Origin of the sequence: Listeria farberi (assembly GCF_014229295.1) — a bacterium.
Lineage (GTDB): Bacteria > Bacillota > Bacilli > Lactobacillales > Listeriaceae > Listeria > Listeria farberi.
Genome location: NZ_JAARZL010000003.1, coordinates 20562 through 45519, shown reverse-complemented (window position 1 = coordinate 45519; position 24958 = coordinate 20562). Strand labels below are relative to the sequence as shown.

Annotated in this window: 23 protein-coding genes; 16 read left to right on the top strand and 7 right to left on the bottom strand. The window is 36.1% G+C overall.

Annotated features, from left to right (window positions below; translation table 11 throughout):
* The first annotated feature begins 22 nt into the window (after positions 1 to 22).
* From HCB38_RS09565 to HCB38_RS09530, 8 genes are all read left to right on the top strand, one after another.
* Positions 23 to 1939, top strand: a complete 1917-nt coding sequence (locus tag HCB38_RS09565) for a BglG family transcription antiterminator (RefSeq protein WP_185619175.1) — start codon at positions 23 to 25, stop codon at positions 1937 to 1939.
* Positions 1940 to 2085: 146 nt separating this feature from the next.
* Entirely contained in the window at positions 2086 to 3381 is a 1296-nt protein-coding gene (locus HCB38_RS09560) for a PTS sugar transporter subunit IIC (protein WP_003768711.1), read from the top strand.
* A gap of 14 nt (positions 3382 to 3395) precedes the next feature.
* Positions 3396 to 3695 carry a PTS sugar transporter subunit IIB gene (locus HCB38_RS09555; RefSeq protein ID WP_185319674.1) on the top strand — a complete coding sequence of 100 codons (300 nt, stop codon included), beginning with the start codon at positions 3396 to 3398 and terminating at the stop codon, positions 3693 to 3695.
* Positions 3696 to 3727: 32 nt separating this feature from the next.
* Entirely contained in the window at positions 3728 to 5998 is a 2271-nt protein-coding gene (locus HCB38_RS09550) for a glycoside hydrolase family 3 N-terminal domain-containing protein (protein WP_185638352.1), read from the top strand.
* A 6-nt stretch (positions 5999 to 6004) separates the two neighbouring features.
* Positions 6005 to 6313 carry a PTS sugar transporter subunit IIA gene (locus tag HCB38_RS09545; protein WP_185319676.1) on the top strand — a complete coding sequence of 103 codons (309 nt, stop codon included), beginning with the start codon at positions 6005 to 6007 and terminating at the stop codon, positions 6311 to 6313.
* A gap of 149 nt (positions 6314 to 6462) precedes the next feature.
* Positions 6463 to 7563 (top strand): redox-regulated ATPase YchF, encoded by a 1101-nt coding sequence (ychF, locus tag HCB38_RS09540; RefSeq protein WP_003722138.1) that lies wholly within the window; start codon positions 6463 to 6465, stop codon positions 7561 to 7563.
* 293 nt (positions 7564 to 7856) lie between these two features.
* Positions 7857 to 8366 carry a hypothetical protein gene (locus HCB38_RS09535; protein WP_185314742.1) on the top strand — a complete coding sequence of 170 codons (510 nt, stop codon included), beginning with the start codon at positions 7857 to 7859 and terminating at the stop codon, positions 8364 to 8366.
* A gap of 91 nt (positions 8367 to 8457) precedes the next feature.
* Positions 8458 to 8889 (top strand): hypothetical protein, encoded by a 432-nt coding sequence (locus HCB38_RS09530; protein ID WP_185314743.1) that lies wholly within the window; start codon positions 8458 to 8460, stop codon positions 8887 to 8889.
* A gap of 61 nt (positions 8890 to 8950) precedes the next feature.
* On the opposite strand, the gene HCB38_RS09525 is transcribed toward HCB38_RS09530, so the two are convergent.
* Positions 8951 to 10141 carry a multidrug effflux MFS transporter gene (locus HCB38_RS09525; protein ID WP_185560808.1) on the bottom strand — a complete coding sequence of 397 codons (1191 nt, stop codon included), beginning with the start codon at positions 10139 to 10141 and terminating at the stop codon, positions 8951 to 8953.
* 516 nt (positions 10142 to 10657) lie between these two features.
* On the opposite strand from HCB38_RS09525, the gene HCB38_RS09520 reads away from it, so the two are divergent.
* The 4 genes from HCB38_RS09520 to HCB38_RS09505 all read left to right on the top strand — a co-directional run bounded on the left by HCB38_RS09520 (position 10658) and on the right by HCB38_RS09505 (position 14398).
* Complete coding sequence (locus tag HCB38_RS09520; protein WP_185638350.1) at positions 10658 to 12826, top strand: DUF1430 domain-containing protein; 2169 nt, start codon at positions 10658 to 10660, stop codon at positions 12824 to 12826.
* Complete coding sequence (locus HCB38_RS09515) at positions 12819 to 13442, top strand: ATP-binding cassette domain-containing protein (protein WP_185560805.1); 624 nt, start codon at positions 12819 to 12821, stop codon at positions 13440 to 13442. Before HCB38_RS09520 ends, HCB38_RS09515 begins: the two co-directional genes overlap by 8 nt.
* Positions 13439 to 13624 (top strand): bacteriocin-like WGxF protein, encoded by a 186-nt coding sequence (locus HCB38_RS09510; RefSeq protein WP_185560804.1) that lies wholly within the window; start codon positions 13439 to 13441, stop codon positions 13622 to 13624. The genes HCB38_RS09515 and HCB38_RS09510 overlap by 4 nt, the downstream gene beginning before the upstream one ends.
* A gap of 153 nt (positions 13625 to 13777) precedes the next feature.
* The gene (locus HCB38_RS09505) at positions 13778 to 14398 is read left to right on the top strand and encodes a hypothetical protein (RefSeq protein ID WP_221630446.1); all 621 of its coding nucleotides are present in this window, start codon (positions 13778 to 13780) and stop codon (positions 14396 to 14398) included.
* Positions 14399 to 14407: 9 nt separating this feature from the next.
* On the opposite strand, the gene gshAB is transcribed toward HCB38_RS09505, so the two are convergent.
* A complete protein-coding gene (gene gshAB / locus HCB38_RS09500; RefSeq protein ID WP_185638348.1) occupies positions 14408 to 16738 on the bottom strand; it encodes a bifunctional glutamate--cysteine ligase GshA/glutathione synthetase GshB in 2331 nt (776 codons plus the stop codon).
* Between the two features lie 163 nt (positions 16739 to 16901).
* Here gshAB and HCB38_RS09495 point away from each other — a divergent pair, with 163 nt between their 5' ends.
* The 4 genes from HCB38_RS09495 to HCB38_RS09480 all read left to right on the top strand — a co-directional run bounded on the left by HCB38_RS09495 (position 16902) and on the right by HCB38_RS09480 (position 20509).
* Complete coding sequence (locus HCB38_RS09495; RefSeq protein ID WP_185638346.1) at positions 16902 to 17789, top strand: ATP-binding cassette domain-containing protein; 888 nt, start codon at positions 16902 to 16904, stop codon at positions 17787 to 17789.
* A gap of 28 nt (positions 17790 to 17817) precedes the next feature.
* Positions 17818 to 18948 carry a permease gene (locus HCB38_RS09490; RefSeq protein ID WP_185638344.1) on the top strand — a complete coding sequence of 377 codons (1131 nt, stop codon included), beginning with the start codon at positions 17818 to 17820 and terminating at the stop codon, positions 18946 to 18948.
* A gap of 82 nt (positions 18949 to 19030) precedes the next feature.
* The gene (locus tag HCB38_RS09485; RefSeq protein WP_185319816.1) at positions 19031 to 19675 is read left to right on the top strand and encodes a DUF1129 domain-containing protein; all 645 of its coding nucleotides are present in this window, start codon (positions 19031 to 19033) and stop codon (positions 19673 to 19675) included.
* Positions 19676 to 19774: 99 nt separating this feature from the next.
* The gene (locus HCB38_RS09480) at positions 19775 to 20509 is read left to right on the top strand and encodes a MurR/RpiR family transcriptional regulator (protein WP_185319682.1); all 735 of its coding nucleotides are present in this window, start codon (positions 19775 to 19777) and stop codon (positions 20507 to 20509) included.
* A 39-nt stretch (positions 20510 to 20548) separates the two neighbouring features.
* Here the strand turns inward: HCB38_RS09480 and HCB38_RS09475 are convergent, their stop codons facing one another.
* The 5 genes from HCB38_RS09475 to HCB38_RS09455 are packed head-to-tail and all read right to left on the bottom strand — an operon-like array spanning position 20549 to position 24934.
* Positions 20549 to 20857 carry a PTS sugar transporter subunit IIA gene (locus HCB38_RS09475; protein WP_185319683.1) on the bottom strand — a complete coding sequence of 103 codons (309 nt, stop codon included), beginning with the start codon at positions 20855 to 20857 and terminating at the stop codon, positions 20549 to 20551.
* Complete coding sequence (bglK, locus tag HCB38_RS09470; protein ID WP_185319684.1) at positions 20850 to 21734, bottom strand: beta-glucoside kinase; 885 nt, start codon at positions 21732 to 21734, stop codon at positions 20850 to 20852. The genes HCB38_RS09475 and bglK overlap by 8 nt, the downstream gene beginning before the upstream one ends.
* A gap of 11 nt (positions 21735 to 21745) precedes the next feature.
* Positions 21746 to 23098, bottom strand: a complete 1353-nt coding sequence (locus HCB38_RS09465; protein ID WP_003725316.1) for a PTS sugar transporter subunit IIC — start codon at positions 23096 to 23098, stop codon at positions 21746 to 21748.
* 33 nt (positions 23099 to 23131) lie between these two features.
* Positions 23132 to 23434: a PTS sugar transporter subunit IIB gene (locus HCB38_RS09460; RefSeq protein ID WP_003725315.1), complete on the bottom strand. Its 303-nt coding sequence runs from the start codon at positions 23432 to 23434 to the stop codon at positions 23132 to 23134.
* A gap of 45 nt (positions 23435 to 23479) precedes the next feature.
* Complete coding sequence (locus HCB38_RS09455) at positions 23480 to 24934, bottom strand: glycoside hydrolase family 1 protein (RefSeq protein WP_185638342.1); 1455 nt, start codon at positions 24932 to 24934, stop codon at positions 23480 to 23482.
* Positions 24935 to 24958 lie beyond the last annotated feature (24 nt).

The following is a 24958-nucleotide window of genomic DNA, read 5'->3' as shown; positions in this document are numbered from 1 at the left end:
TTGCCGTGAGGAGTGGAGCTGCGTGAGTGCTTCAAAGTTATCATTACCAAGGTGGAAACAGATAGTTCATATGCTTTACTTAAAGATGGAATTTATTAGCGGAAGAGAATTAGGAGAAGCTTTAACTGTTAATCCTCGGACAATTAGAAATGATATTAAAGCAATTAATCAAATACTAGCTTCAGGTGGAAATCAGATTGAATCACTTCCCGGTGTTGGGTATCGACTGGTTCTTAGTGATGAAAAAACACTTAGAGAGACCCTTTTGGATGAGTCGGTGGGAAGAGCTAACATGAATATTGTGCCGATGTTTGCAGAGGATAGAGCAGATTACATTATTCGATATCTATTATTAAAAAATGACTATGTAAAACTAGAAACGTTGTCAGACGAATTGTTTGTTAGTAAGTCTACGATAAATCTAGATATTTTAGAAGTGAAACGAAAACTAAAAGATAACCAGCTCAAATTAGAAAAACGAGCTGGCTATGGAATTAGAATCACTGGCGCGGAGCTTGCTATTCGTTTTTGTTTTTCCAAATATTTGTTAGTGGAGTCTACAAGTCCACTTATTACAGAAACGGAAAAGAAGTTTTTTGAAGAAGTTAATTTAGAAATGATTGAACAAATTGTTTTTTCTAATATAGCGAAATACAATATTCATATGACGGATATTTCCGTTAAAAATTTGATTATACACATTGCCATTGCGGTATGTCGCGTGAAAGATAATTGTTATGTGACTGCTACAGATTTGGAAGATGTTGAGTTTAGTATGCCGGAATTACGAGCGGCTCAAGGTATTATAAAAGAAATTGATCGCTCAGAAGGCATTTGTTTTCCGGAAAGCGAAATTTCCTATATGCTATTACATCTTAGTTCTAAAAATAGAAAAAGTGATTTTAATAATTACCGAGAATATATCGTTGTTGATAAAATCTTGGCGAAAATTAAAGAGCTTTATGGTTATGATTTCAGGCAAGATCAAAAAATGATTTCAAATATTGCACTGCATTTAAAACCGGCTATTAATCGAATTAAATTTAATATGAATATACAAAACCCTTATTTGAAGAATCTAAAGGCTAATTATCCGTTAGCTTTTGAACTCGGATTGGTTGCAAAGGAAGTGCTTGAGCAAGAGTTGAAAACAAACGTGGATGAAGCCGAAGTAGGATATTTAGCTATTCATTTTTTATATGGCTTAGATAAAGAAATAGAGACGGAGAAGCAAAAAGTGTTAATTGTATGCGCTTCTGGTTTAGGGACGTCGCAACTTTTGGAATCTAAAGTTCGAAAAGAGTTTGAGAATACGCTTGAAATAGTTGGTGTATACTCCTTTAAAGAATATGAACAGAGCAAAGTGGCATGTGATTTTGTTATCTCTACAGTGCCACTGCGAAAGAAGTTACATCCTTTTATCCAAGTTTCACCATTTTTGACGAAAGCAGATATTCGTAATATTACTGTATTAATGAAACAAAGTGAGGCAAAGGACCAATTTGAAGTGGATAAGGTTTTTAAGGAATCGCTTTTTTTAATTAGTGATAAGAAGAATAAAGAACAAGTAGTGATTGATTTAGCGAATCTTTTGTTGGAAAATAAAATAGTTGGCGAAGATTATTTACCATCACTTTTGGAGCGGGAGGAAATTGTGCCGACTTATTTAGGCAATGGGCTTGCGGCACCACATCCCATTGAAGCGAATGTAGAAGAAACAGTTATTGCAGTTTGCATTTGTAATGGTGGAGGAGTCGAGTGGAATGAGGAAGATAAGGCACAAGTTGTTTTTATGTTGGCGGTGAAAAATAAACAACAAGAACAGCTTGCAACAGTCTATGAGCTTATTAGTAATTTAGTGGAAAGTCCAAAAGCGATGGGAGAGCTAAAACGTGTAACTCAATTTGATGAATTTATGCGCGTGTTACAAACGTTATGACAAAGAGGCTCGTTAAACTTTTTTGATAAAAAGTTGGCGAGTCTTTTTTATTTCCGCATATAATATATAGATGCGGAAAAAGACTAGATTTATTTAATAAAAAGAAAGCGCTACACTTATTGTAATATCAAAGGAGGTATAATAAATTGAAAAAATTCATCGAGAAATTAAGTTGGTTATCGCAGAAACTTGGAAATCAAATTCATTTAAAGTCTATGCGTGATGCATTTGCTACTATCTTACCTTTTATTATGTTAGCAGGATTTATGGTTTTAATTAATAACGTTATTATCAAGCCGGATGGTTTTATGTCCGCAATTATTAGTTCTGAAACACTTACGACTTGGCAGGGGCTAGGTAACAGTATTGTGAACGGGACTTTAGGAATTATTACTATTTTGATTGGAGCTTCGGTTGCTTACTTTTTAGCGCAAAACCGGAAGTTTGAAAATCCTTTTGCCCCAGCTCTAATGACGATCGCCCTGATTGTTATTTTTATTCCGGCAGTGACAGACGTGATTCCTATTGGTGCAGAGAAATCTGTTGAAGTTACAGGAGTCTTGCCAATAGCTTTAATGGGTTCGGCGGGGATGTTTGTTGGGATTGTAACAGCACTACTTTCAACAGAAGTATTTATTCGTCTTTCTAAGAGTGAAAAAATGAAAATTCATATTTCTGGGGATAGCGTGCCGCCAGCAGTAATTAAATCGTTCAATGTGCTTATTCCGACAATGTTAACAATACTCATTTTTGCGTTTATTTCATTCTTAGTCGTGACATTATTCAACTTGAATCTATATTCTTTGATCAGCGCAATTATTCAAAAGCCGTTAACGTTCCTTGTTACAAGTGTTCCAGGGTTCCTAACGTTAATGACGATATCACAAATGCTTTATTCTATCGGTATTGCTGGGAGTGGGATTTTAGGACCAATTATGGACCCAGTTCTTTTGGCAAATATGCAAGAAAATATGACAGCATTTGCAAATCATACAGAAATTCCGCATATCATTAACACTACTTTCCGTGATGTGTTTGGTGTAATGGGAGGGGGCGGAAATACCATTGCGCTATTAATAGCAATTTTTATTTGGTCAAAACGAAAAGATTATCGCGAAATAGCTACTTTATCTGCGGCTCCGGGTCTGTTTAATATCAATGAACCTGTCGTATTTGGCCTTCCGATTGTATATAACTTGAGTTTAATGATTCCGTTCATTATTTCAACACCGCTTTGCTTATGTTTAGCCTACTTCGCGACAAAACTGCATATGATTTCAGAAGTAGTCGTAATGGTTCCATGGACGACACCTGTTGTTGCTTCGGGATTCCTTGCGACAGGTGGGGACTGGCGCGCTGCAGTATTCCAAATTTTCTTGATTGGCGTCTGCGTACTTCTTTACCTGCCATTCTTAAAAGCCAATGATCGAATTAAAGCCTAATTGGAGGAGTTTTCATGAAAAATATTATGCTGATGTGTAACGCGGGAATGTCTACAAGCGTTTTAGTAAGAAAAATGGAACGCGTTGTAGAAGAACGTCATTTAGAATTAACTATTTGGGCCATTTCAGAAACAGATTTTGAAAAAAATTGGCGGAAAGCAGATGCGATTTTACTTGGACCGCAAGTGAATTATATGAAAGATAAGGTCATAGACACAGTTGGTGATAATGTATCAGTAGCAGTTATTGATATAGTCGATTATGGTCGTATGAACGGGGAAAAAGTATTAGATTTAGCAATTAGTTTACTATAAAAATCCTAGTTTTTTAGCAAGGAGGAGAAAAAATGGTGATTTATTTGGATAAGACTAAATCTGTTTCAGAGCGGGTAGAAGACTTACTTTCCAAAATGACTCTGGCGGAAAAATGTGGTCAATTAAACCAGCGTATGTATGGCTGGGAAGCTTTCTTGCGCGATGGTGAAACATTTCAACTCACAGAAAAGTTTAAAGATGAAGTGGCTCGTTTTGAAGGAGTAGGTGCTCTATACGGACTGTTTCGTGCTGATCCATGGTCGAAAATGAATAAAGATACAGGAGTAAGTCGGAAAAATGCTGGTAAAGTAGCCAATAAAATCCAGCGTTATGTGATGGAAAATACGCGTCTGGGGATTCCGGTTTTATTGGCTGAAGAAGTTCCACATGGACATCAAGCCTTAGATAGCGAGTCTTATCCGGTAAATTTAGCTCGAGCTGCTTCTTTTAATCCAGAGTTGCAAAAACAGGTCGCTTGTGCGATTGCTGAAGAAATTTCCGAAAAGGGAGTTCATCTAGCGCTCGCTTCAGCATTAGACATACTTCGAGACCCACGTTGGGGACGCGCTGAAGAGTGTTACGGTGAAGATCCATACCTTGCAGCGGAATTAACAGCGGCAATTACAGAAGGATTTCAAGCGAGCGGGAAAATTGCTGTTATTTTAAAACATTTTGCAGCACAAGGAGAGCCTATTGGTGGGCATAATTCTGGACCAGTTTCTATTGGCATGCGGGAACTTAGAGAAATTTTCTTGGATCCAATGCGAGCAGGGATTAGAAGTGGCGCTCTTGGCGTCATGGCAGCTTACAACGAGATTGACGGGGTGCCATGCCACGCGAACAAAGAGCTTTTAACAACTATTTTGCGAGAAGAAATGGGTTTTTCCGGAATTGTTATGGCAGATGGCTGTGCACTTGATAGATTATTAAAACTAAATCCTGATCCAAAAAAAGCCGCAAAAATGGCTCTTGAAGCCGGTGTGGATTTGAGTTTGTGGGATGAAGTGTTTCCATTTCTTGAAGAAAGCGTGGAAAAAGGAATCCTTGATGAAAAGATTGTTGATGACGCTGTAAGGCGAGTGCTCCAAGTGAAATTCCAATTAGGTCTATTTGAACAACCATTTGTGGAAGAAGACATTCAAGAACCGAAGTTTGATTGGAGACAACTAAATTTACAAGTAGCTAGAGAAGGTATTTGTCTTTTGAAAAATGACTTTGCTACTTTACCGCTTGTTGGTGAACGAAAAAAATTAGCTGTTGTCGGGCCTAGCATAGATGCCCTTTATAACCAATTAGGTGACTATACAGCTCCGCAAAATGAATCTGCATGTGTCACAGTCTTAGAAGGAATGAAAAAATTACTTCCAAAAAATTGGGAAATTCTTTCTGAAAAAGGTGCTGAAATTCGCGAAGAACTTGATGGTGGGGTTCAAAAAGCAGAGATAATTGCTAAAGATGCTGATGCGATTGTTATGGTTCTTGGCGGTTCAAGTGCACGAAATTTTGATATGGAATTTTTAAATAATGGTGCGGTTAGCTCTAAAGGGCCTAACATGGATGCTGGTGAAAATGTCGATGTTTCTGATATTACTCTCCCGAAAGCCCAACTAGATTTATTTTCCGCGATGAAACGCACTGGAAAACCAGTAATTGTTGTTATGATTCAAGGAAGACCAATTGCTATCCCCGAAATTGATCAACAAGCAGATGCCATTCTTACTGCTTGGTATCCAGGAAGCATGGGCGGGACGGCAGTTGCTGAAGTTCTTTTTGGTCACTACAATCCCTCGGGTAAATTGCCTGTCAGTATACCAAGGTCATCTGGGCAGATACCAATTTACTATAATCAAAAGGCAGTGGAGTACAAAGAAGATTATTTTGATTTAACTGGTAAGCCACTTTATCCGTTTGGTTATGGCTTAAGTTATAGCATTTTTGAATATCAAGACTTACAAATAAAACAAAATACGATAAAAATATCGGAACTACTTAGCGGACAAAACGTCGAGGTAACAGTAAATGTGAAAAATACTACCGATTTGGTCGGTGAGGAAGTAATTCAGCTTTACATCCATGATATGGAAGCAAGCATTACTAGAAGGAAAAAAGAACTAAAAGCTTTTAAAAAGGTTCGAATTAGAGAGAATGAAACAACTTCAGTCACATTTAAGTTGGATAAATCAGCCTTTGAAATATGGTCGATTAACAACAAATATGAGGTGGAGCCCGGTGGTATAGAAATTTTCGTGGGTGGAAGTTCTGATACTAAGTTAGTAGGGCGAGTTTCAATCATAGGAGGTTAAGCAAAAATGGAAGGAATGGAACTCGCATCATTTCAAATAATTAGTTCTGTTGGCGCCGCAAGAAGTTGTATTATTGAGGCAATGAAATTGGGAAGACAAAGAAATTTTACAGAGGCATATAAAAAAATAGACGAAGCCAATGAATTTCTTAGTGAAGGTCACAAAAACCATGTACAGCTTATTCAAAAAGAGGCAGATGGCGGAGACGTACAAATTTCCATCCTCTTCATGCACGCGGAAGATCAATTTATGACGACCTATACATTACGCGATGTAGCTTATGAGATGATTGCTATTTGGAAAGAAATGAAATAATGAAAACGAAAATCCTTTACTGATTAAAGGGTTTTCGTTTTTTGGTGGGTGGCTTTTTATTTGAAAAACCTTTATAATATACGTTAGTGAAAAAATGTCCATTTAACGGGCGTTTCAAAATGAAGTTAATGAAAAGGAGTTTATATATAATGGCACTTACAGCTGGTATTGTCGGGCTTCCTAATGTTGGGAAATCGACACTTTTTAATGCAATCACAAAAGCAGGAGCAGAGGCTGCGAATTATCCGTTTGCGACGATTGACCCGAACGTAGGAATTGTTGAAGTTCCTGACCACAGATTAAACAAACTAACGGAACTTGTAAAACCGAAAAAAACCGTTCCAACAACTTTTGAATTTACAGATATCGCTGGAATTGTAAAAGGTGCTAGTAAAGGCGAAGGACTTGGAAACAAATTCTTATCCCATATTCGCCAAGTAGATGCGATTTGCCATGTAACTCGTTGTTTTGATGACGAAAACATTACTCACGTAGAAGGCCGAGTAGACCCGCTAGACGATATTTCTACAATCAACTTAGAACTTATCTTAGCAGATTTGGAAACCGTAGAGAAGCGTATTGGGCGTGTGGAGAAGCTTTCTAAACAAAAAGATAAAGATGCAGTCGCTGAATATAATGTTTTAGTTAAATTACGCGAGGCTTTCGAAAATGACAAGCCAGCTCGTGCAATTGAATTTAACGAAGAAGAAGAAAAAATCGTTCGCAATCTTTTCTTGCTTACAAGAAAGCCTGTTTTATATGTAGCTAACGTAAGTGAAGAAGACGTTTCTAGCCCGGACGATAACAAATATGTCCAACAAGTGCGTGAATTCGCTGCGAGTGAAAACTCCGAAGTTATCGTTGTTTGTGCTCGTGCCGAAGAAGAAATTGCTGAGTTAGAAGATGAAGATAAGCTCGAGTTTTTAGAAGCGCTTGGAATTGAAGAATCCGGCTTAGACCAATTAATTCGTTCCGCGTATACATTACTTGGCTTAGCAACTTACTTCACAGCAGGTGTTCAAGAAGTTCGCGCTTGGACTTTTATCAAAGGCATGAAAGCACCACAATGTGCCGGAATTATCCATACTGATTTTGAACGTGGATTCATTCGCGCTGAAGTTGTTGCCTATGACGCATTGCTTGAATATGGTTCAGAGCAAGCAGCAAAAGAAGCTGGTAAAGTACGCTTAGAAGGTAAAGAATACGAAATGAAAGATGGGGATGTCGTTCATTTCCGCTTTAACGTTTAATATGTTTCACGTGAAACAATCTTTTGACGAGCAAGGGTGTCAAAAGATTGTTTTTTTAAGTTAATTCAAAAAGTATCAAGCTAGTATTTGAGGAGATTTATATTTTGAATATATTAATCGAGGATGATAATAAATGCATTTCAAGTGAAACAAGTACCATATGAAGCGGTTTTGTCAATATATAAACGAATTTGGTTAAATTGCCTTTGCTAATTAATTCACAAAATATACAATTTGCAGAGAGTGCAATAATGCTATAATTAATTATAAATTTTATTATAGGAGTGTTTTTTTTGATACAATTAATGGTTATAGCATTTTTTGTTGTTCTTCTAGTAATTATGCCAAAAAATAACAAAGAGGAAAGAAAAGCAGCGCATTTACTAATTGATAAATATGGTATTCAAGTTGCAAAGAAGAATAATCCTGTTCGTCAAATGGCATTACTGGAAGCAGCACTAGGTATTTCTACTTATAGAGGTAGCCGTAAGAAAACCTTTATTTTTATCGGTAGTTTCTTTGTAATAGCATTTATTTTAGGTTATCTAACGTACTTCTTTGCAATAAACCAAAATATCACAGCTGCAATCATTGTAGGTATTATTTTAATTTTATTTTTGATTGCTGGGACAATAGTAATGTTTGTTATCGCGATTCGTCAAGCATCTTCATTACGTACAGATGCATGGGCTAAAATCCTAACTACAATCGATCCTCAGTTTCCAATTGAATTCCTAAACGAGAAAAAATGGCAAAAAGCCTTCCTTGCTCAAATGGAAAGTATGAACGAACAATTAGCTTAACCAAATAAGTATTAAGCTCTCAGGAGTTTGATGCTTTTTTGTTATTACAGGAGATTATTACCCGGGAAATATAAGGAGAGGAGAAATTTTAATGGAACGGATAAGTAATTTATGGGATAGAGAAGAGCTACTGATTAAAAACGGTATTCATTTTTCAAGTGGGACGGGGTTAGAAGTTGATATTAACTATTATCCTACTCCAAGTATCAAGATAGGCAGTTATTTTGATTTTTTAGAAGTCTATAAAAAGGATTATACAAATGTTACACATATAGATATTTTTAATGAAATGGAGTTAGCAAGTGGTTGTTATTGTTGTATAGGAGAGGGAAGCCATGGTTCGGAAGGATTTGTTGCTTACCTTGATGCGGATAAGAATTTACTTTGGGTTCTATATTCGGAAGCATCGAATCCGTTTGTGCGTATTACGGAAGAGTACGAGAATATTGTAGTCGCAGAATCAAGTGCAAACTTTAAGGTGAGAATAGATGTAAATAATCCAACTAGTCTAAGTTTGATCTAAAACAGGAAACTATTTATAGCCATTTGCGAAAACGGAGGCTAAAAGAAGTTTCCTGTTTTTGTTAGCTATTTTTTCGAGTTGCTAATTTTATACAAACAAGCGCAATCAGAAGAAGTATTGTGCAAAACATTGGAAATACTAGCATTGAGCCTGTATGCAAAACCCCAATTAAAAACGTACAAATACTGACAATTACATAATAACCTAAGCTTAAAAAGGCCCCAGCCGTACCTGCGACTTCTTGAAATTTTACTAATGCTAAGCTTAAACAATTTGGCAAGGCCATGCCAATTCCTACTAAGATAATAGAAATGAAGAAGATGTAGAATATAACTTGGATAGTGAGCGGGAATAGGGCAACGGTGCTAAGAAATAAAGTGCTAATAAGAGCTAACAATATCCCTTCTTTAATAATTTTATGTGGCGACTTATGTTTTAAGCGCCAGTTAGATAGCCAAGCCCCTAAAATAGTTGCCGTAGCCACTGCGCACCCCATAAAGCCATACTGACTCTGATTAAAATGAAACCTCTCAATAAAAATAGTGGGAGCTTCAGAGTAGTAACTAAACAATATTCCATTAAAAATACCAATTAACGCCCCAAAAGCAATTGTATAGCGATCAAATATCATTTTTTTACCAATTACTACCATTTTCTGCACGCTAAAGGAGGTCGAATTCGCTGTTCTTGTTTCTGGTAGTCGTTTTAAACTCCAGAACAGCAATACCATTCCCATAACTACTAAAAATAAAAATACCACACGAAAGCCGTAATATTGTCCGATAAATCCACCAATTAATGGCCCAATTGCCGGTGAAAATGCCAAAGCGGCTGATATTTTTGCAAATAAATGGTGGCGATCATTGCCGTGGTAGTTGTCACGCAAAATTGTCTGTGTTGTAACGGAACCCGTGCTTGCCCCGAATGCTTGAACAAATCGTCCGATAAAGAGCATAGTAATATTATTTGAAAGAAGGCAAACTAGGCAACCAAGAATATAGATGAATATCCCAAAATTCATTGCTTTACGTCGCCCTAAATAATCCGAACTAACACCCCAAAAGAACACGCCAACTGCAAAAGCAAGAAAGTAAATGCTTAAAGTCATCTGAGCCAGATTTAACGATACCCCGTAGCCCTCAGCAATTTCGGTTAAAGAAGGTGTATAAATAGTTTCACTAATTTGCGGAAACCCTACAAGGCAAACAAGTAATGCCAAATTGATTTTCTTTGTCTCGATGTTTTTTTCCATAAAAAATCTCTCCTGTATGATTTATTTATCTGGGAAAAAAACATCCTTCACAGGGAAATGGTGGGACCATGATTTTTATACGCTCATAAAAAAGCATGCAGTCACCCCTTTCTATTTTAAACGGAGAATAGTTCCGTTTATCCTTTAAAGGTTATTGTAGTATAGATGGGAAGAAAGATAAAGGGATGATTGATATTTTGGATAAATATACATGGAAATTAACAAAATATAAGTTATTATGTTAAAAAATTAAATTTAATCCTAGTTTAAAGGTATCTAAAACGAAATTTTTGTGACTAATTAGTTTAATGGTGATTAGAAAAGTGAATAATGAGTTGATTTGAAGTGAATCTGTAAAAATTAAGTTGTTTTTTTACATAATTTGAGTAGAAATAATAATAAATAGCTTTTATTTAAGTTGTTAATGGCGAGAATAGGGCATTTCGTTACAATCTTGGTTATACATTGTTCATTCATGTTACATTAAAAGAATAGAATTAAACTAAGGATGATTTAATGAAAAAATTTCTTTCTATTATCATATTAGTCACGCTTGTTGTTGGTAATGTAATGTTTTTTAATTTTATTACTAATATCTTGTCGCGTGATTTTCTTTTTAAAGAACAAACAGAAGTTCAAATTAAATATAACGATAATTATCCGGTTTCAGATTTTAATAGTTCTATAAAGACTTTTTCAAAAGCTAAAAATATTAACATAGCTCAGTATACATTTTTAGGTGAACACGATTTAAATATTTATGCTTCTAATTGTCAATATTCCCCAAATATAAAACTTAAAAAAGGAGATTATCCCAATAATAACCAGTTTTTGGCTAATGAAGAAAATAGTGATAAAAAACAATCGGGTGTAATTTATCATCCTTCTAAGTATTGGTCTATAAAAGTTTATGACTTTGAACAGATTAAAAATGTAGGTATAAGTAATACTTTTTATGTAAGTGGCTTAGATAATAAGGCTACTTATCAGGCCTTTTTAAAGGAATTCAAGCAGTACGGGGAAATAATTATGAAAAACGCTAATGTAAGTTGGTGGAATTATATTAATATCCCGTTACTTATGACTTTGATTTTATGTTTCGTTATTTTATCTGTTGCCATATACTACAATTTAAGATACTCCAAGGAGAGATTGTTTGTTAATCGTGTTTGGGGGAACTCTGAATTAGTTACATTAAAGTCTTTATTCAATAAAACTATTATATTTACTTTGTTTATTATGGTATTAATTCTGATAGTTTTTGTTAGTATTGTTTTAGCAAAGGGATTATCTATATACTTAGTGGAAATAGTGTGGAAGTTGCTTTTGTTTAATGTACTTTTATTTATTTTTATCCTATTTCTGATGTGTTTTTTTGGATTTCTTAGAATAAAGAAAATTGATCAATCAAAATCAGGCCAGCGTGTGCAATCAGCAAAACAGCAATTAACTATTAATCTGGTTATTAAGTTTGCGCTGCTCTGTTTATTTATTAGTACTTTTATAACTTCGTATCAATCGCTTCAGACTTTAAATACTAGGCTAGCTAATATTAACGTATGGGATTCTACAAAAAACATTTTTAAAGTGAAAGTAGGAGTTTTGCCAGAGAATATTCAAGATGATTTAAAAGCTGATAGAAAATTAAACGATAATTTAAGTGCTTTTTATGAAGAAGGTACGTCTACAAAAGAGATGTTTTTAATGTATTCGAATAATTTCCAGCGGAGTGAAAATGATACTTTCTTCTATGAAACCTATTTGAAAAAAGATACTGAAATAAACTCACCTGATGGGAATAGTGTAGAGGTTGATTTTAATTATTTAAAATTAAATCCAATTAAAAGCGTAAAAGGTCAGAATGCGGAAAAAGAAGCAATAATCAGTGATAAAATTTTGAATATTATTGTTCCTAAGAGTAAGCGGAAATACGAGAAAGATATAGAAAATACTTTTCTTGATTACTTCTATTTTCAAAAAGTAGAGGTTGCTAACATTTACAACGAAGCCTTAAATCGGCCTGATTTAGCGTTAAGTAAGGAAGACTTAAGTGTTAATATTATTTATGCGGAAAATAACCAAGACTATTTTTCCTATGACAGTAATACTGGGAATTTGAAAACGGGGAATATCACAGATCCAATAGCGATTATCTATACAGGAAACATTGATTCATCTAATATTGGTGCTCGTGTAACTTCTTCTGTATATTTTGTGGATAAAACGAAGGGCGATGCGTTTAATTCTATTTTGCCACTTGTTAATAATTCAAATGCAAGAGAAATTACCCATGTAACGAGTGTTTACCAAGAAGTATCAAGTGAAATAACAGCTTTAAAATGGCAAATATATCAGCAAATGATAGGTACGATAATTCTAGCGATATGCACATGTTCTTTTATGTTATTGCTTATACTGTCCTACTATAGAGAGAATCTATATAAACAACTAATTTATCATGTGTTTGGATATTCGTTTTGGCAAAGTAGTAAATGGTTTATTATAAGTAATCTGTTTGTGTGTGCTTTTTCTGGAGTTGTCACTTTTATTATTAGTAAAGAACTGGTTGCCTTATATTTTAGTGTAGTTATTCTCTTAATGGAGCTAATTGCTATTTATTTCTTAAAAGAAAAAGTAATTAATAAAGATTTTAAAGCCATATTAAAAGGTGAAAAATATGATTGAGTTAGTTAATGTTAGTAAGAAAATAAAAGATAAATTAATATTGAAAAAAGTCTCTCTATCAATTGGAACTGGTGAATTTATTGCAATTGTCGGAGAAAGTGGAAGTGGAAAAACAACATTATTAAATATAATAGGTCACTTAGAGGCAAAAGATAGTGGGCAAATTAAAATTAACCACACGGAATATCACTCAAAAAAAGAGATTATGGTATTAAAAAAAGAAATATTAGGTTTTATATTCCAAAACTACTTGTTAATGGAAAATGAAACTGTTCAAGATAATTTATCTATTTCAAAAGGAACAGATCGCAATCTAATGATAAAATATCTTGATTATGTGGGCTTAGATGAAAGTTATTTGTTAAAAAAAGTTTATCAATTAAGTGGTGGAGAAAAACAACGGATTGCAATAGTGAGAATATTACTTAAGCCTTTCCAGTTATTACTTGCGGACGAGCCAACAGGAAATTTAGATAATAAAAATAAGCAGAAAATCATAGAATTGTTTTTAGAGTTAAAAAAGCAAGGAAAAACCATCATTTGTGTTACGCATGACCCGGAAATATCCGGAAAAGCAGACCGTGTTATTCATATTGAAAAAGGAGAGATAAGATGAAAATAGTTGGTATTTCTTTTGTAAACAGCATATTAATACTCTTAGTAGTACTTATTCATAAAATATTATTTAGAGTTTTGCTTCTTGGATATGAAAATTTGTTTTTCTACTGGGGCTCCTTTGTATTAATTTATTTTATTTTGAATTTAGCTACAAATAAGCTTCTATTATCTAGATATTGAACAACAATCCCTCTTTTTCATGGTATAGAGCCTAATATAGAGAAAAGTAATTGGAGGTTGGAAAGTTCACAAAGTCTACAACTAATAAAGCTACATTAGATGTTATAATTTTACTAAAAGATTTATGCCTAAAATAAGATGGGAAGAGTTATTATGACATTTTTAGAGTTGTTGAAGGTAAAACTAGAAAGAAAAAAGAATTTAATAACTTTAAGTTCCATGACAGAATTTGAGGATATTATAGCTTTCTTTGAGAAGGATAAATGTGATAAAGAGGGAATTAGTGAGCAAGAATTTTTAGCTGTTTTTCTTGAAGCATATGAAGAATATTGTGATGAATTAGTAGCGAAAAGAAAAGGTTTATCAATAAAAGGTGTTGATGGGGCGCCAAATTGGTGTGGATATGAGTATATGATATGGAAAGCTAATTTTAAGTATTTCGAACCAATTTTAAAAGTAAAAAAATTTAAAGACGAAAACAAACTAATGGAGGGGCTTCTATCATTATGCTTGTCACCTAAATATGGTAAAGGTCGGCAGTCATTAATAATTTTAATTGGAGAATATGGATTAAAGACATATGCTCCATCGTTAGGAGTTTTGTTAGATGACTCAGAAGTTACTATTCAAGTAATTTCGGCATTTACAAAAATGAAGGATGTATCACAGTATGAAAAAATAAAAGTTCTTGCTGAAAAGGAAAAAGCTACACCAGAAAGATTTTATGCTAAAAAGTATATAAATAAAGTAAAAAGGACTCCTAGCCTTGACTAGGAGTCCTTTTTATTCAAACAAGAAATCTAAAATCTTATCTCCAATTTTCTTCTTCTCACCTTGATAAGGGAAGCAGTGCATATGCATTGCTGGATTGAAGTTTAGCTCGATAATAGCGTGTTTGTCGCGGTCCATTGTTTCACGTGGAACAATTATGTCTACGCCGCAAATTTTGGCGTCAAGGACTTGGGTGGCACGAATAGCTATTTCTTTGAAGTAATCGTCCATTTCTTCGGTATAGTCAATGCTGTCGCCGCCTGTGCTGACGTTGGAATTTTCGCGAAGATAGATGATTTCTTCTGCTTTAGGAATACTATCCCAAGAAAGATTTTGCATGGATAGCATTAGAGTTTCTTCAGGACCAGTACGGATTTTTTCAAGTGGTTTCAAATGGTCCGTTCCGCGCAATGGATCAGCGTTTTTTTCATCGACTAGTTCTCGTATAGTGTGAATTCCATCTCCTGTTACATTAGCGGGTACGCGTTTTAAAACAGCCTCAACTTTGTCGTTAATGACTAAGAAACGGAACTCGTCGCCAGGAATAAATTCTTCAATAATAACAGAGCTATCGTAACTGAATGCGATATTTAAAGCTTCTTGATAATCTTCTAGCGTAAATTTGTTTTTGAAAATACTAATTCCCCATCCGTAGTTGGTAGACTTAGGTTTAACGACAATTTGTTTATCTTCAAATAAAGTGAATGCTTCAAGTGCAAGAGCTTGGTCGCTAAAACTATCGCCAAATGGAACGCGAATGCCGTGCTCTGCTAGTACAAGCTTGGTGACAACTTTATTTTCCATCATTAACACAGATACATAGTTGTCTTTAGAAGTTTTGCTAGCTTGTTTCACATACTCCACCTGGTCGCCTTTTTGGAAACGAAGGAAGTTTTCGGCTCGGTCTAATACGTCAACTTTGATGCCGCGTGCGATAGCGTCTTTCCAAATGATTTGTGTGGAAAGTTCCATGTCTTCTGCGCCAACAAGTTTATAGGCCAAAGCTTCGGTTTCTCCCATATAAGTTTTAGCTTGGTTTAAATGGAATTCGACGTAACCTTCTTTAGCTGATTGTGCTTGTACTTGTGCAGCAATCGTTTTTTCAGGGTGTAGCAGGCGTTCTTTTTGTTTTTCGATAATTGTTTGGAAATGGTTGTCATTAGGAATTAGGCTTTGGATGAAGTCGCTCATTTTGTTTAATTCTAAAAGTCCTGCATCAGCAAGGGACATTTCCTCGTTATCACAGTTTTTAATTGCGGGCTGTGCGAGGCCGTTTAAAGCGATATTATTTTCATTTTCATCAGCTAGTTGTTGGTTGTTCGCGCATAACTCACGATCTTCCGAAAGCAAACCTTTAATTAAAAATAGATGGATAAAAATAAGTTCATCCTTGGAAATTCCATTTGGTTCAAGTGGATTTAAGTCAATCGAGCGAATTTCTAAATATTCCACACCATGTTTTGCTAAACCTTCGACAGTTTGGTCAGTATGTGCATTTTTTAAGCGGATTGGGTTGTAAAACTCGCGCATACTTTCGATTTTACCAGCTTCAATGTAGTTGGAAATACTCGAAATATAGGCGTCAAATGAATTGTAATCAACGTAAAGTGATTCTTTGTTTTTATAGCCAGCGTTGCTATTACGAAGGGAAATTCCACCATCAAGAGCCTTGCTACCATCTTGCAGTACCTCTTCATAGTCAGTTTTTGTAAAATCAGCCAGATAGACTGGACTCGCACCAGTTAAATAAATAAGCAACCAACGATTTTTCATAAAATATTTAGCTACTTTTAAATATAATCGATTTTTAAAATCACGTTTTGATTCGTTAGGAAGGCTGATTTCAGCATGAAGCCCGTCAATTAGCGCTTCAGGAAAAGAGAAATTATAATGAATTCCGGATAATAATTGGATTTTTTTACCGTAACCTTTAGCTAAGTGCTCACGATATTTTCTATCAGGGCTATCTGGCGTTTTATATTCTGCAATCGGAATATCTTCTTCCGAGGGCAAAATGGGCGGATTGCTAGAAGGCCAAAGCAGTTCGTTTTCTGATCGTAATGAAACGATATTATGAAGATTTTCAAGCCATTCATATACAGCGTCAATTGAGTCAGTTACAGGTGTAATCATTTCAATTTGGCTTTCCGAAAAATCGGTTTTAATATATGGATTATCTTCTTTTGGACCAAAAATTGCTGGATGAGGCGTAAGAGCCAACTTTCCATCAGAAGTTACGCGTATATTCTCTTTTTCCAAACCAAAATGACCAGAAAATAAGTGTTTCCGGAGAGCTTCGTTTTCTTTAAAAGAATCGAGCATCGTCATATCAAGTTTTATCATGTTTTCACCTCAGGGGTTTTAAATAAGTTCATATAGAGATATTTTACCGCAATATGTGAAATTAGTATAATGATTGGTTTGTGATTTACAGTAGTGTAGAAAATTTTAAAAAATGTAGAAAAAATACTACTGAACTTATATAATGGGTGGAAGAGGTGAAAAAATGGAGATTCGGAATTTAACTAAAAAGATGGAAGACAACATGGTTTTGAAGGATATTTCATTTGATTTGAAAGCAGGAGAAATAACGGCACTTATTGGAAGAAATGGTGTTGGGAAAACGACGCTTTTTTCGACGATGACAGGGATTTATTTGCCTGTTGAAGGAGATGTTTTCATAGACGGGAAGAGTATTTTTGAACATCCTGAAGTCAAACAGCAGTTGTTTTTATTGGAAGATAATATGAATCACTTTAATACATATAATGTACAGGCGGTTGTGAAAATTTATAGGAAAATTTATCCTACTTTTGATGAAACGTTCTTTAATGATTTAATGCAGCAATTTGAATTACCAATGAAAGCAAAATTAATGTCATTTTCAAAAGGAAGAAAAGCATTATTTTTCATTATTTTAGCTTTTTCTTTAGATGTTCGTTATTTATTGCTAGATGAACCGATGGATGGGCTAGATGTTATTATTAAAAAGCAAATTTTAGCAATTATAAAAGACACGGTGAAAAAACGTGGAATGAGTGTTGTCATTGCTTCTCATCGTCTGGATGAACTAGAAACTATTGCTAATCGGGTCATTGTTTTAAAAGGGGCCCATTTGGAGCTTGATTATTATTTAGATGATATGCGAGATGATGCAGTGAAAATCCAGGTAGCATTTAAAACTAAGAAAATACCTGATTTTGTAAAAAACAATGCTCAATTATTATATCGAAATGGGAGAATTTACACGCTTTTAGTCACAGAAAATGCTAACGAATTTGTTAGGCAATTGCGACTAGAGGAACCAATTTTATTTGAAGAAATGGCTATTTCTATAGAGGATATTTTTACGGTTCATTTAACGAATGACAAGATAGATTATTACGAGATTTAAAGACATAAAAGTGAGGATGAAGCGAATAATGTTTAATCGAGGGTTATGGTATCGAGAGTGGCGTAATATGAGATGGATGCTTCTGGGCGTAGCGGTATTGTTTTTTCTAGGAATTACTTTAGGTCTCGTTTCAGATGCAGAGCGTTGGCAAAGTCAAAAGGATTTTTATGAATCAAGTGAGTTTATAAAACAGCAAAAAGAAAACCCAGAATATAAAACTTCCGATGAAGAAATGAACACTAGTTTGACTGTAGCTTATTTAGCTATCCCGATGTACACGAATTTTATTCAGGCAGAATATGTAGAGTACATGCCTTTCATGTTTTATTTTCAATTAGAGATGTTTTTCACTTTAATTAAAGCAAGTGTTTTTGTTTTAGGAGTGTTGGCGGTTATATTTGAGCGTTACACACGAGCAAATCGGTTTACAGCATCGCTTCCTTATAAGCGGACACATATTATTGGGGTTAAAATGATTATGGGTATAGCTACGATTACGTTGAGTTATCTTGTATCTATTGGAATTGGACTGACTTACTTCTTCAGACATATACCGACAAATTATATACAATTAGAAATGGCGAAATTTTGGACAGATATTGCGGGTGGTTTATTTACTTATATTCTCATCTTTTTAGTCGCTATTTTGATTGGATTGCTAATTGGATCGCCTATTGCAGCAGCTGTGGTAGCATTTGGTGTAATGTTAGTCCCAAATGTATTGAATCCTACACTAGATAATTTATATAAATATATTTGGCCAGATGGTGGAGAGGATGGAATGACTAATCTACTTAAGTTTGAGGATTATGTAAATGTATTTTCCCCATTTTCTTTTGAATCGGCCTCGCTTGGAGCAGTTATTTTTAGTGCATTATTAAGTGCTTGTATGGTAGTTGCTATTTTAGTTTTATACAAAAAGCAACATATCGAACGTAATGGTTATTTATTTGCTTTTTCATGGGTGAAATGGCCTTTTCTTATCTTATTTTCACTGTTTATTGGAATGGTAATAGCCAATCTAGCAGTGGGGGATACCGAATTAAGTTTTATTGGTTATCTTTCTTGGGGAATCGGGTCGACGATTGCTAGTTTTATTTTAGCACTTTATATTTTAAACAAAATGCGCGGACTTTTCCAAATGTCTAAAACGAATTAAAAAAATAGCTTTTTTATAGTAGGTAAGTCCGGTATAATAGAGGATAGAATAAGTGAGGGAGGATTTAGCATTGACCACAGAAATGAATAAACCGCCAGTAGCTGATTTAAAAGCTAATCTAACAAAGCGGAATTTGCAATACGTAATGGAAGTTGAAAAGCATTTGCGAGGAACTCATTACGCTGAAGAGCAACAAGAAATTATTATTTACGAAATGTGTGAAAAGATTTTAGCCGAACAGAAAAAAGGTATCACAGCAAGAAAATTATTTAATTTAACACCAACAGAATATGTTGTTTCTTTAGATGTGAAAGCTGCACCAGTTGAGCAAAATACAGAGAAATGGTGGCTTGTACTTGACGGCGGACTCCTTGTACTTGGAGCGATGATGTTGATTTCTGGAATTAGTGCTTATTTCCAAAAAAATGCACAAACTCTAGGAATTATTGTCTTAGTAATCACTGCTGTTGTCGGTGGTTTTGCAATGCTTATCTTACGTAAATACGCATCTAACATGCGTGCAGGACAAAAAGGTGGAACGATAAAATACTTACTAGTAGCAGTTGGAGTCATTGCGGTATGGATGTTTGTAATGACAATTGTGCAAGTGACAATTCCTCCAAATATCAATGTAGCGTTAAGTCCGATTGTTAACACAGTTGGTGGTGCAATTATTATTGCCCTACGTTTCTATGTGAAGAAAAAGAAAAATATTCCATCCTTATAAGAAGATGGACACGGACAGGTGACCTAAATTGCATATTGCGAGGTGGTCACCTGTTTTTATTTCCCGGGAAATACTGATACAGACGAGGTGAATAAATTTATGTTTTCGTATGAAGTGATTAGGCAATTTACAGAGACAGAACACCATTTATACCGCTACATAATGGACAATCGGGACAAAGTTATGTTTATGAGAGTGCGCGAACTTTCGGAGGTAACGCATGTTTCACCAGCATCAATTGTTCGTTTTACTAGAAAGTTGGGTTGTGAAGGCTTCTCAGAATTTAAGGTGAAGCTAAAACAAGAAGCAACACGTAAGGTAAAGAAAAAAACGGCGGATACTGTAGAAGTTTTAGAGGAATTCTTTGAACGGACAATGAATCGTGATTATGATCAAGTATTAGATGCAGCGGCAGAGATCATTAATGAAGCAGATTTAGTCGTTTTTTTCGGAATCGGAACCTCAGGGATTTTAGCAGAATATGGCAGTCGTTTTTTCTCCAATATGAAGAAGCGAACATTTTATATTAAAGATCCATTTTATCCTAATCCGGGAGAACAATTTAAAAATAAAGCAGTAATGATTATATTATCTGTGTCTGGCGAGACGGATCAAGTGCTTGAACAAGCGCAAAATATGCAACAATATGGCAGCCGGATTATTAGTATCACCAATACGAGCCATAATACGCTTGCCGAGCTATCTGATGTCAATATCCCGTATTACGTCACGCAAGAAATGGTGGATAAGACGAATATTACGACCCAGATTCCAGTGCTGTTTCTGTTAGAAGCGATGGCGAAGAAAAATTATAATCAAGAACAGCTAGAATAATAAAAAGCGTGTAGATTTTGTCGTCTACACGCTTTTTTATTAACTTATTTTCTTGTATACGTGAACAAACTCAGTGACAACTTCTCTTAATGTTTCTGTTGTGATGAGTAAGTCCTCTGCATGAATTAGCAGTAACTGAATTTCCACTTTTTCACCGGAAGCTTCTTTTTGAATTAGCTTATGATGCTCGTGGTGACCATTAGCAAGTGTTTCGCCACCTTCTTTTAGTTTTGCCTCGGCTTCTTCAAAATTCCCATCACGAGCTGCGCGAAGTCCTTCTAAGTAACTACTTCTCGCTGAGCCAACTTGACTAATCATGCCAAAAATGACTGTTTCCATTTCATTCATGTCTATTTTCCTCCTGTAAAAAGTGATACACTGCGCCGAGTAGGCCAGCTTGGTTTTTATGTGTGGCTGTTTCGATAATCGTGTCACGCAGCCCAAAGCTCGCCATGTGATGCTTTAGTTCCGTGATAAAAGTAGGGCGACTTGTAATTCCGCCACCGATAAAAATATGGGTTGGATCGAAAAGATAAATCAAATTATAAAGCCCTGTACAAATCCCTGTATAAAACTCAGTAATAAGTCGTTCTGAGATGGGATCATGTGCATCATAATTGGCAAAAATCTCTTCACCAGTTATTTCTTTCAAAGGGCGACCGGTTAGCTCTGCGTATTGTCTGCGAAGAACGAGCATAGTAGTAGTTTCATTCAGCGTATATTTTCCAGGACGAAATGCACCTGGGCGTTGGCTAAACATATAACCAAACTCGCCAGCTCGGAAACGGCCGCCGCGAACCAATGCGCCATTAGAAAAAATACCGCCACCAATTCCAGTTCCGATAGTTAAACAAAGAAAATCATCCAAATCTTGTCCTTTTCCAAGCCATTTTTCAGCAAGTAGGGCGCAGTTGGCGTCATTTTCGATGGCAACAGGAAGGCTGGTTTCCGCTTCGAGCCATTCTTTTAAATTAAAGTTATCAAATCTGCGGATAGCGCCGCCCATTGTGATAAGCCCGGTTTTCGGATTAACGTAGCCTGGTGCGCTGACAGCAATCCCTGTCACGTCTGTATTTTTAGCAAGAAATAGCTTCATTTCTGCTAAAATATGGTCGCCATCACTCGCGATTATTTCGGCTGATTTTGTTAAAATAATTTCACCATGCGGCAAAACGACCCCCATTTTAAGGGCCGTTCCACCGATATCAAAAGCTGCAATTTTCATTTTGTCACATCCTATTGTTCTGTTGAGGCTGTTGCATTTTTGTCCATTGCTGCATCACTCGCGGCAATTTTGTTAGATACAAGTACGAATGGTAGATAAATGACTGTCGCGACGGCTAGACAGAGCAAGCCGACCAGAAGCGCGAGCCAGTTTCCTCCTGTACCAAGGAATGGAATCAGTGGTCCTGGAGTTGTCCAAGGCACTTGATAGGCGACAGGTGGAATAAGTTTTGTTGAGATAAAGAAGTAACCAATTAATGTATTGATTGCTGGTGTAATGATAAAAGGAATAACCATAATTGGGTTTAATACGATTGGTAAACCGAAAATAACTGGTTCATTGATGTTGAAAATCCCTGGTGCAAGAGAAAGTTTCGCGATATCTCGGTAGTCTGCACGACGAGAAGCGATAAAGATAGCAATCAGTAAACCTAGAGTCATACCAGATCCACCGTAGTTTGCAAATCCGTCATTTAGGCCAGCCCATGTTGCTGGGTATGGAGCTCCCCAAGCAGAACCATGCTGTGCTACGTAAGATAAGTTGTCTAAGTTTGGTTCAGTGAAGATGGTGTCACGAATAGCCGCAACAGTGTTAGGCCCGTGAATACCAAGTACCCAAAGTAAATTAGAAACAAGCCCGATGATGATAACAGAGAATACGTTAGTTCCCATGTCTTTAAGTGGAGCTTGAATAACTGTGTAAACAAGGTCGTTTAAACCTTCTGGAGCGATTAATGTGATTAAGTAGTTAATGACAGAGAAAAGAATAGTGATGATGATAACTGGAATTAATACTTTAAAAGAACGAGCAACTGCTGGTGGTACTTGGTCAGGCATTTTAATCATTAAACGAGGGGATCTAGCTAGACGGCTAAATACTTCCCCAGTAATAATTGCTACGATAATAGCAACGAAAAGACCTTGTGCGCCTAAGAATTTGATTGTCATGTAAGATGCGTTATCAACAACTGTGTAAGGCGTATAGACGATAAAGAATGCACCTATCGAGGTAAGCCCACAGAGCAAATCATCCTGTTTAAAGAAGATGGCGAGGTTCCGCGCGACTAGAAATACAATCAGAATCGCCATAATATTGGTCGAACCTTGCATTACCGGCGAAAATACAGCCTGTGCATCTGCTAAATTAGGGAAGATTTTCCCTAGGAATAAGATTTTTGCAATAAAGCCATCCGGAGATAACACTGCAAAGTTAATCAAAGTGATAATTGAACCGGCCATAATTAATGGGAAAACTAAAATAAATGCATCACGAATTGCTGCAATATGGCGCTGTGAGTTCAATTTATTCGCTACTGGTACTAAAACACGTTCCATGCCGTGTTCGAATTTTGACATTATACTCATTTTAAAACCTCCCTATTTTTAAATGAAAATTCCTTACCCAATCTCCGCGAAAGCTTTTTCAAGAACGGCTTTCCCATTTAACATACCATAATCTTTCATATCAATAACAATAACTGGAATACGTCCCTGTACGAGTTCATCTACTTGCGGTTTTTGGTAACGGACTTGAGGTCCAAGCATAACAATATCCATTTTATCTACCACACTGCTAGCTTCTGATACTGGCAATGCTTCAATTTCAATTTCTTCCCCAATAGAGGTTGCGTGCGCTTTCATTTTAGTAACGAGTAAGCTTGTCGACATTCCAGCCGCACATACAAGTAATATTTTTTTCATTAAAATTTCCCTCCCAAAATGGTTGAAGCAGAGAGAGAACAAGGCTTATTTGCCCTGTTCCTCTACTAAATTAGCTCCGTTTGCTTCGATTGTCTTTTTATACCAGTAAAAACTGTCTTTTTTATAGCGTTTCAATTCTTTTTCATCGTTTTCGTCGCGGTCAACATATACGAAACCGTAACGTTTTTGGTAGCCGTTTAGCCAGCTTAGTAAATCTGTGAAGCTCCAAGTGCAGTATCCAAGCATCTCTACACCATCCGTGATTGCTTCTTGGATTGCTAGAGCATGGGCGCGAATATATTCAATTCGGTACTCATCGTGGATTTTGTGGTCTTCCGTCAAGCTATCATACTCACCAAGACCATTTTCTGTAATCATGATTGGTAATTTATAGCGGTTAGTAATTCTACGTAAGCCAATGCGCAAGCCTGTTGGATCAATATCCCAGTCCCAATTCGTTTTCTCTAAGTAAGGATTGTTGGTGTTTTTGTATAACCCCGGTACACCAGTTTCCTCGGAAGTGCCTTTTTCGCCAGTTGTATTCATTTTCCCAGAACCAACGCCGTCTTTCCCATTAAAGGCATGAGTCATTGAGCGGTAATAGTTAACTCCCATGAAATCAGGTTTTCCTTTTTTCAGAAGTTCGGTATCGCCTGGTAAGATTTCCGGCGCAAGACCGTGCTCTTCCAGCCAATTCCAAGTAGCAGTCGGATATTCACCCCATGTGTAAACATCCATCCAGAAATGGGCATTGAATTCCTCAGAGTTTTCAGAAGCGAGCACATTCGCTGGATTAGCATCAATGGAATAACTTGGTCCGTAAGCGAAACTTGGTCCAATTTTTCCAGAGGTACCTAGCTCGCGGAATTTAGCAATTGCAGAAGCATTCGCCAAGTTCGCATTGTGATTTGCAGCAAACATACGCTTGTCGTCAGAAACGCCAGGTGGGTGATATGCTAATTTGTAACCGTGTGAGATAAATACATTTTGTTCATTAAGTGTAACCCAGTATTTAACTCGTCCGTTAAAGCGTTCGAATAGAAGGGCAGCATAGTTAGTGAAATCTTCTACGACTTTGCGTGACTCCCATCCACCATATTCGTCTTGAAGCCCTTGCGGAATATCCCAGTGGTAAAGTGTAACAATTGGCTCAATTCCATAAGAAAGAAGTTCATCAATCAAGTTATCATAGAATTTCAGTCCAGCTTCGTTAACTTCCCCGTTACCATGCGGGATAACGCGACTCCATGCGACAGAGAAACGATATGCTTTTAGGCCCTGTTCAGCCATTAGCGCGACATCTTCTTTGTAGCGATGATAATTATCCACCGCTACATCTCCGTTTGTTTCTTTGAATGTTGTTCCAGGAATACGAACAAATTCATCCCATACAGATGGTCCTTTGCCATCCTCATCCCAGGCACCTTCTACTTGGTACGCTGCAGAAGCTGATCCCCATAGAAAATCTTTTGGGAAAGGTTTCAACTTATTATGTTCCATTATGGCACCTCCAAAAATTATGTG

What these genes read in the sequence shown, in the direction of transcription:
- HCB38_RS09555 (WP_185319674.1), top strand. Translation starts at nt 3,396, where the DNA reads ATGAAAAATATTATGCTGATGTGTAACGCGGGAATGTCTACAAGCGTT.
- HCB38_RS09550 (WP_185638352.1), top strand. Translation starts at nt 3,728, where the DNA reads ATGGTGATTTATTTGGATAAGACTAAATCTGTTTCAGAGCGGGTAGAA.
- HCB38_RS09545 (WP_185319676.1), top strand. Translation starts at nt 6,005, where the DNA reads ATGGAAGGAATGGAACTCGCATCATTTCAAATAATTAGTTCTGTTGGC.
- ychF (WP_003722138.1), top strand. Translation starts at nt 6,463, where the DNA reads ATGGCACTTACAGCTGGTATTGTCGGGCTTCCTAATGTTGGGAAATCG.
- HCB38_RS09530 (WP_185314743.1), top strand. Translation starts at nt 8,458, where the DNA reads ATGGAACGGATAAGTAATTTATGGGATAGAGAAGAGCTACTGATTAAA.
- HCB38_RS09525 (WP_185560808.1), bottom strand. Translation starts at nt 10,141, where the DNA reads ATGGAAAAAAACATCGAGACAAAGAAAATCAATTTGGCATTACTTGTT.
- HCB38_RS09520 (WP_185638350.1), top strand. Translation starts at nt 10,658, where the DNA reads ATGAAAAAATTTCTTTCTATTATCATATTAGTCACGCTTGTTGTTGGT.
- HCB38_RS09515 (WP_185560805.1), top strand. Translation starts at nt 12,819, where the DNA reads ATGATTGAGTTAGTTAATGTTAGTAAGAAAATAAAAGATAAATTAATA.
- HCB38_RS09510 (WP_185560804.1), top strand. Translation starts at nt 13,439, where the DNA reads ATGAAAATAGTTGGTATTTCTTTTGTAAACAGCATATTAATACTCTTA.
- HCB38_RS09505 (WP_221630446.1), top strand. Translation starts at nt 13,778, where the DNA reads ATGACATTTTTAGAGTTGTTGAAGGTAAAACTAGAAAGAAAAAAGAAT.
- gshAB (WP_185638348.1), bottom strand. Translation starts at nt 16,738, where the DNA reads ATGATAAAACTTGATATGACGATGCTCGATTCTTTTAAAGAAAACGAA.
- HCB38_RS09495 (WP_185638346.1), top strand. Translation starts at nt 16,902, where the DNA reads ATGGAGATTCGGAATTTAACTAAAAAGATGGAAGACAACATGGTTTTG.
- HCB38_RS09490 (WP_185638344.1), top strand. Translation starts at nt 17,818, where the DNA reads ATGTTTAATCGAGGGTTATGGTATCGAGAGTGGCGTAATATGAGATGG.
- HCB38_RS09485 (WP_185319816.1), top strand. Translation starts at nt 19,031, where the DNA reads ATGAATAAACCGCCAGTAGCTGATTTAAAAGCTAATCTAACAAAGCGG.
- HCB38_RS09480 (WP_185319682.1), top strand. Translation starts at nt 19,775, where the DNA reads ATGTTTTCGTATGAAGTGATTAGGCAATTTACAGAGACAGAACACCAT.
- HCB38_RS09475 (WP_185319683.1), bottom strand. Translation starts at nt 20,857, where the DNA reads ATGAATGAAATGGAAACAGTCATTTTTGGCATGATTAGTCAAGTTGGC.
- bglK (WP_185319684.1), bottom strand. Translation starts at nt 21,734, where the DNA reads ATGAAAATTGCAGCTTTTGATATCGGTGGAACGGCCCTTAAAATGGGG.
- HCB38_RS09465 (WP_003725316.1), bottom strand. Translation starts at nt 23,098, where the DNA reads ATGAGTATAATGTCAAAATTCGAACACGGCATGGAACGTGTTTTAGTA.
- HCB38_RS09460 (WP_003725315.1), bottom strand. Translation starts at nt 23,434, where the DNA reads ATGAAAAAAATATTACTTGTATGTGCGGCTGGAATGTCGACAAGCTTA.
- HCB38_RS09455 (WP_185638342.1), bottom strand. Translation starts at nt 24,934, where the DNA reads ATGGAACATAATAAGTTGAAACCTTTCCCAAAAGATTTTCTATGGGGA.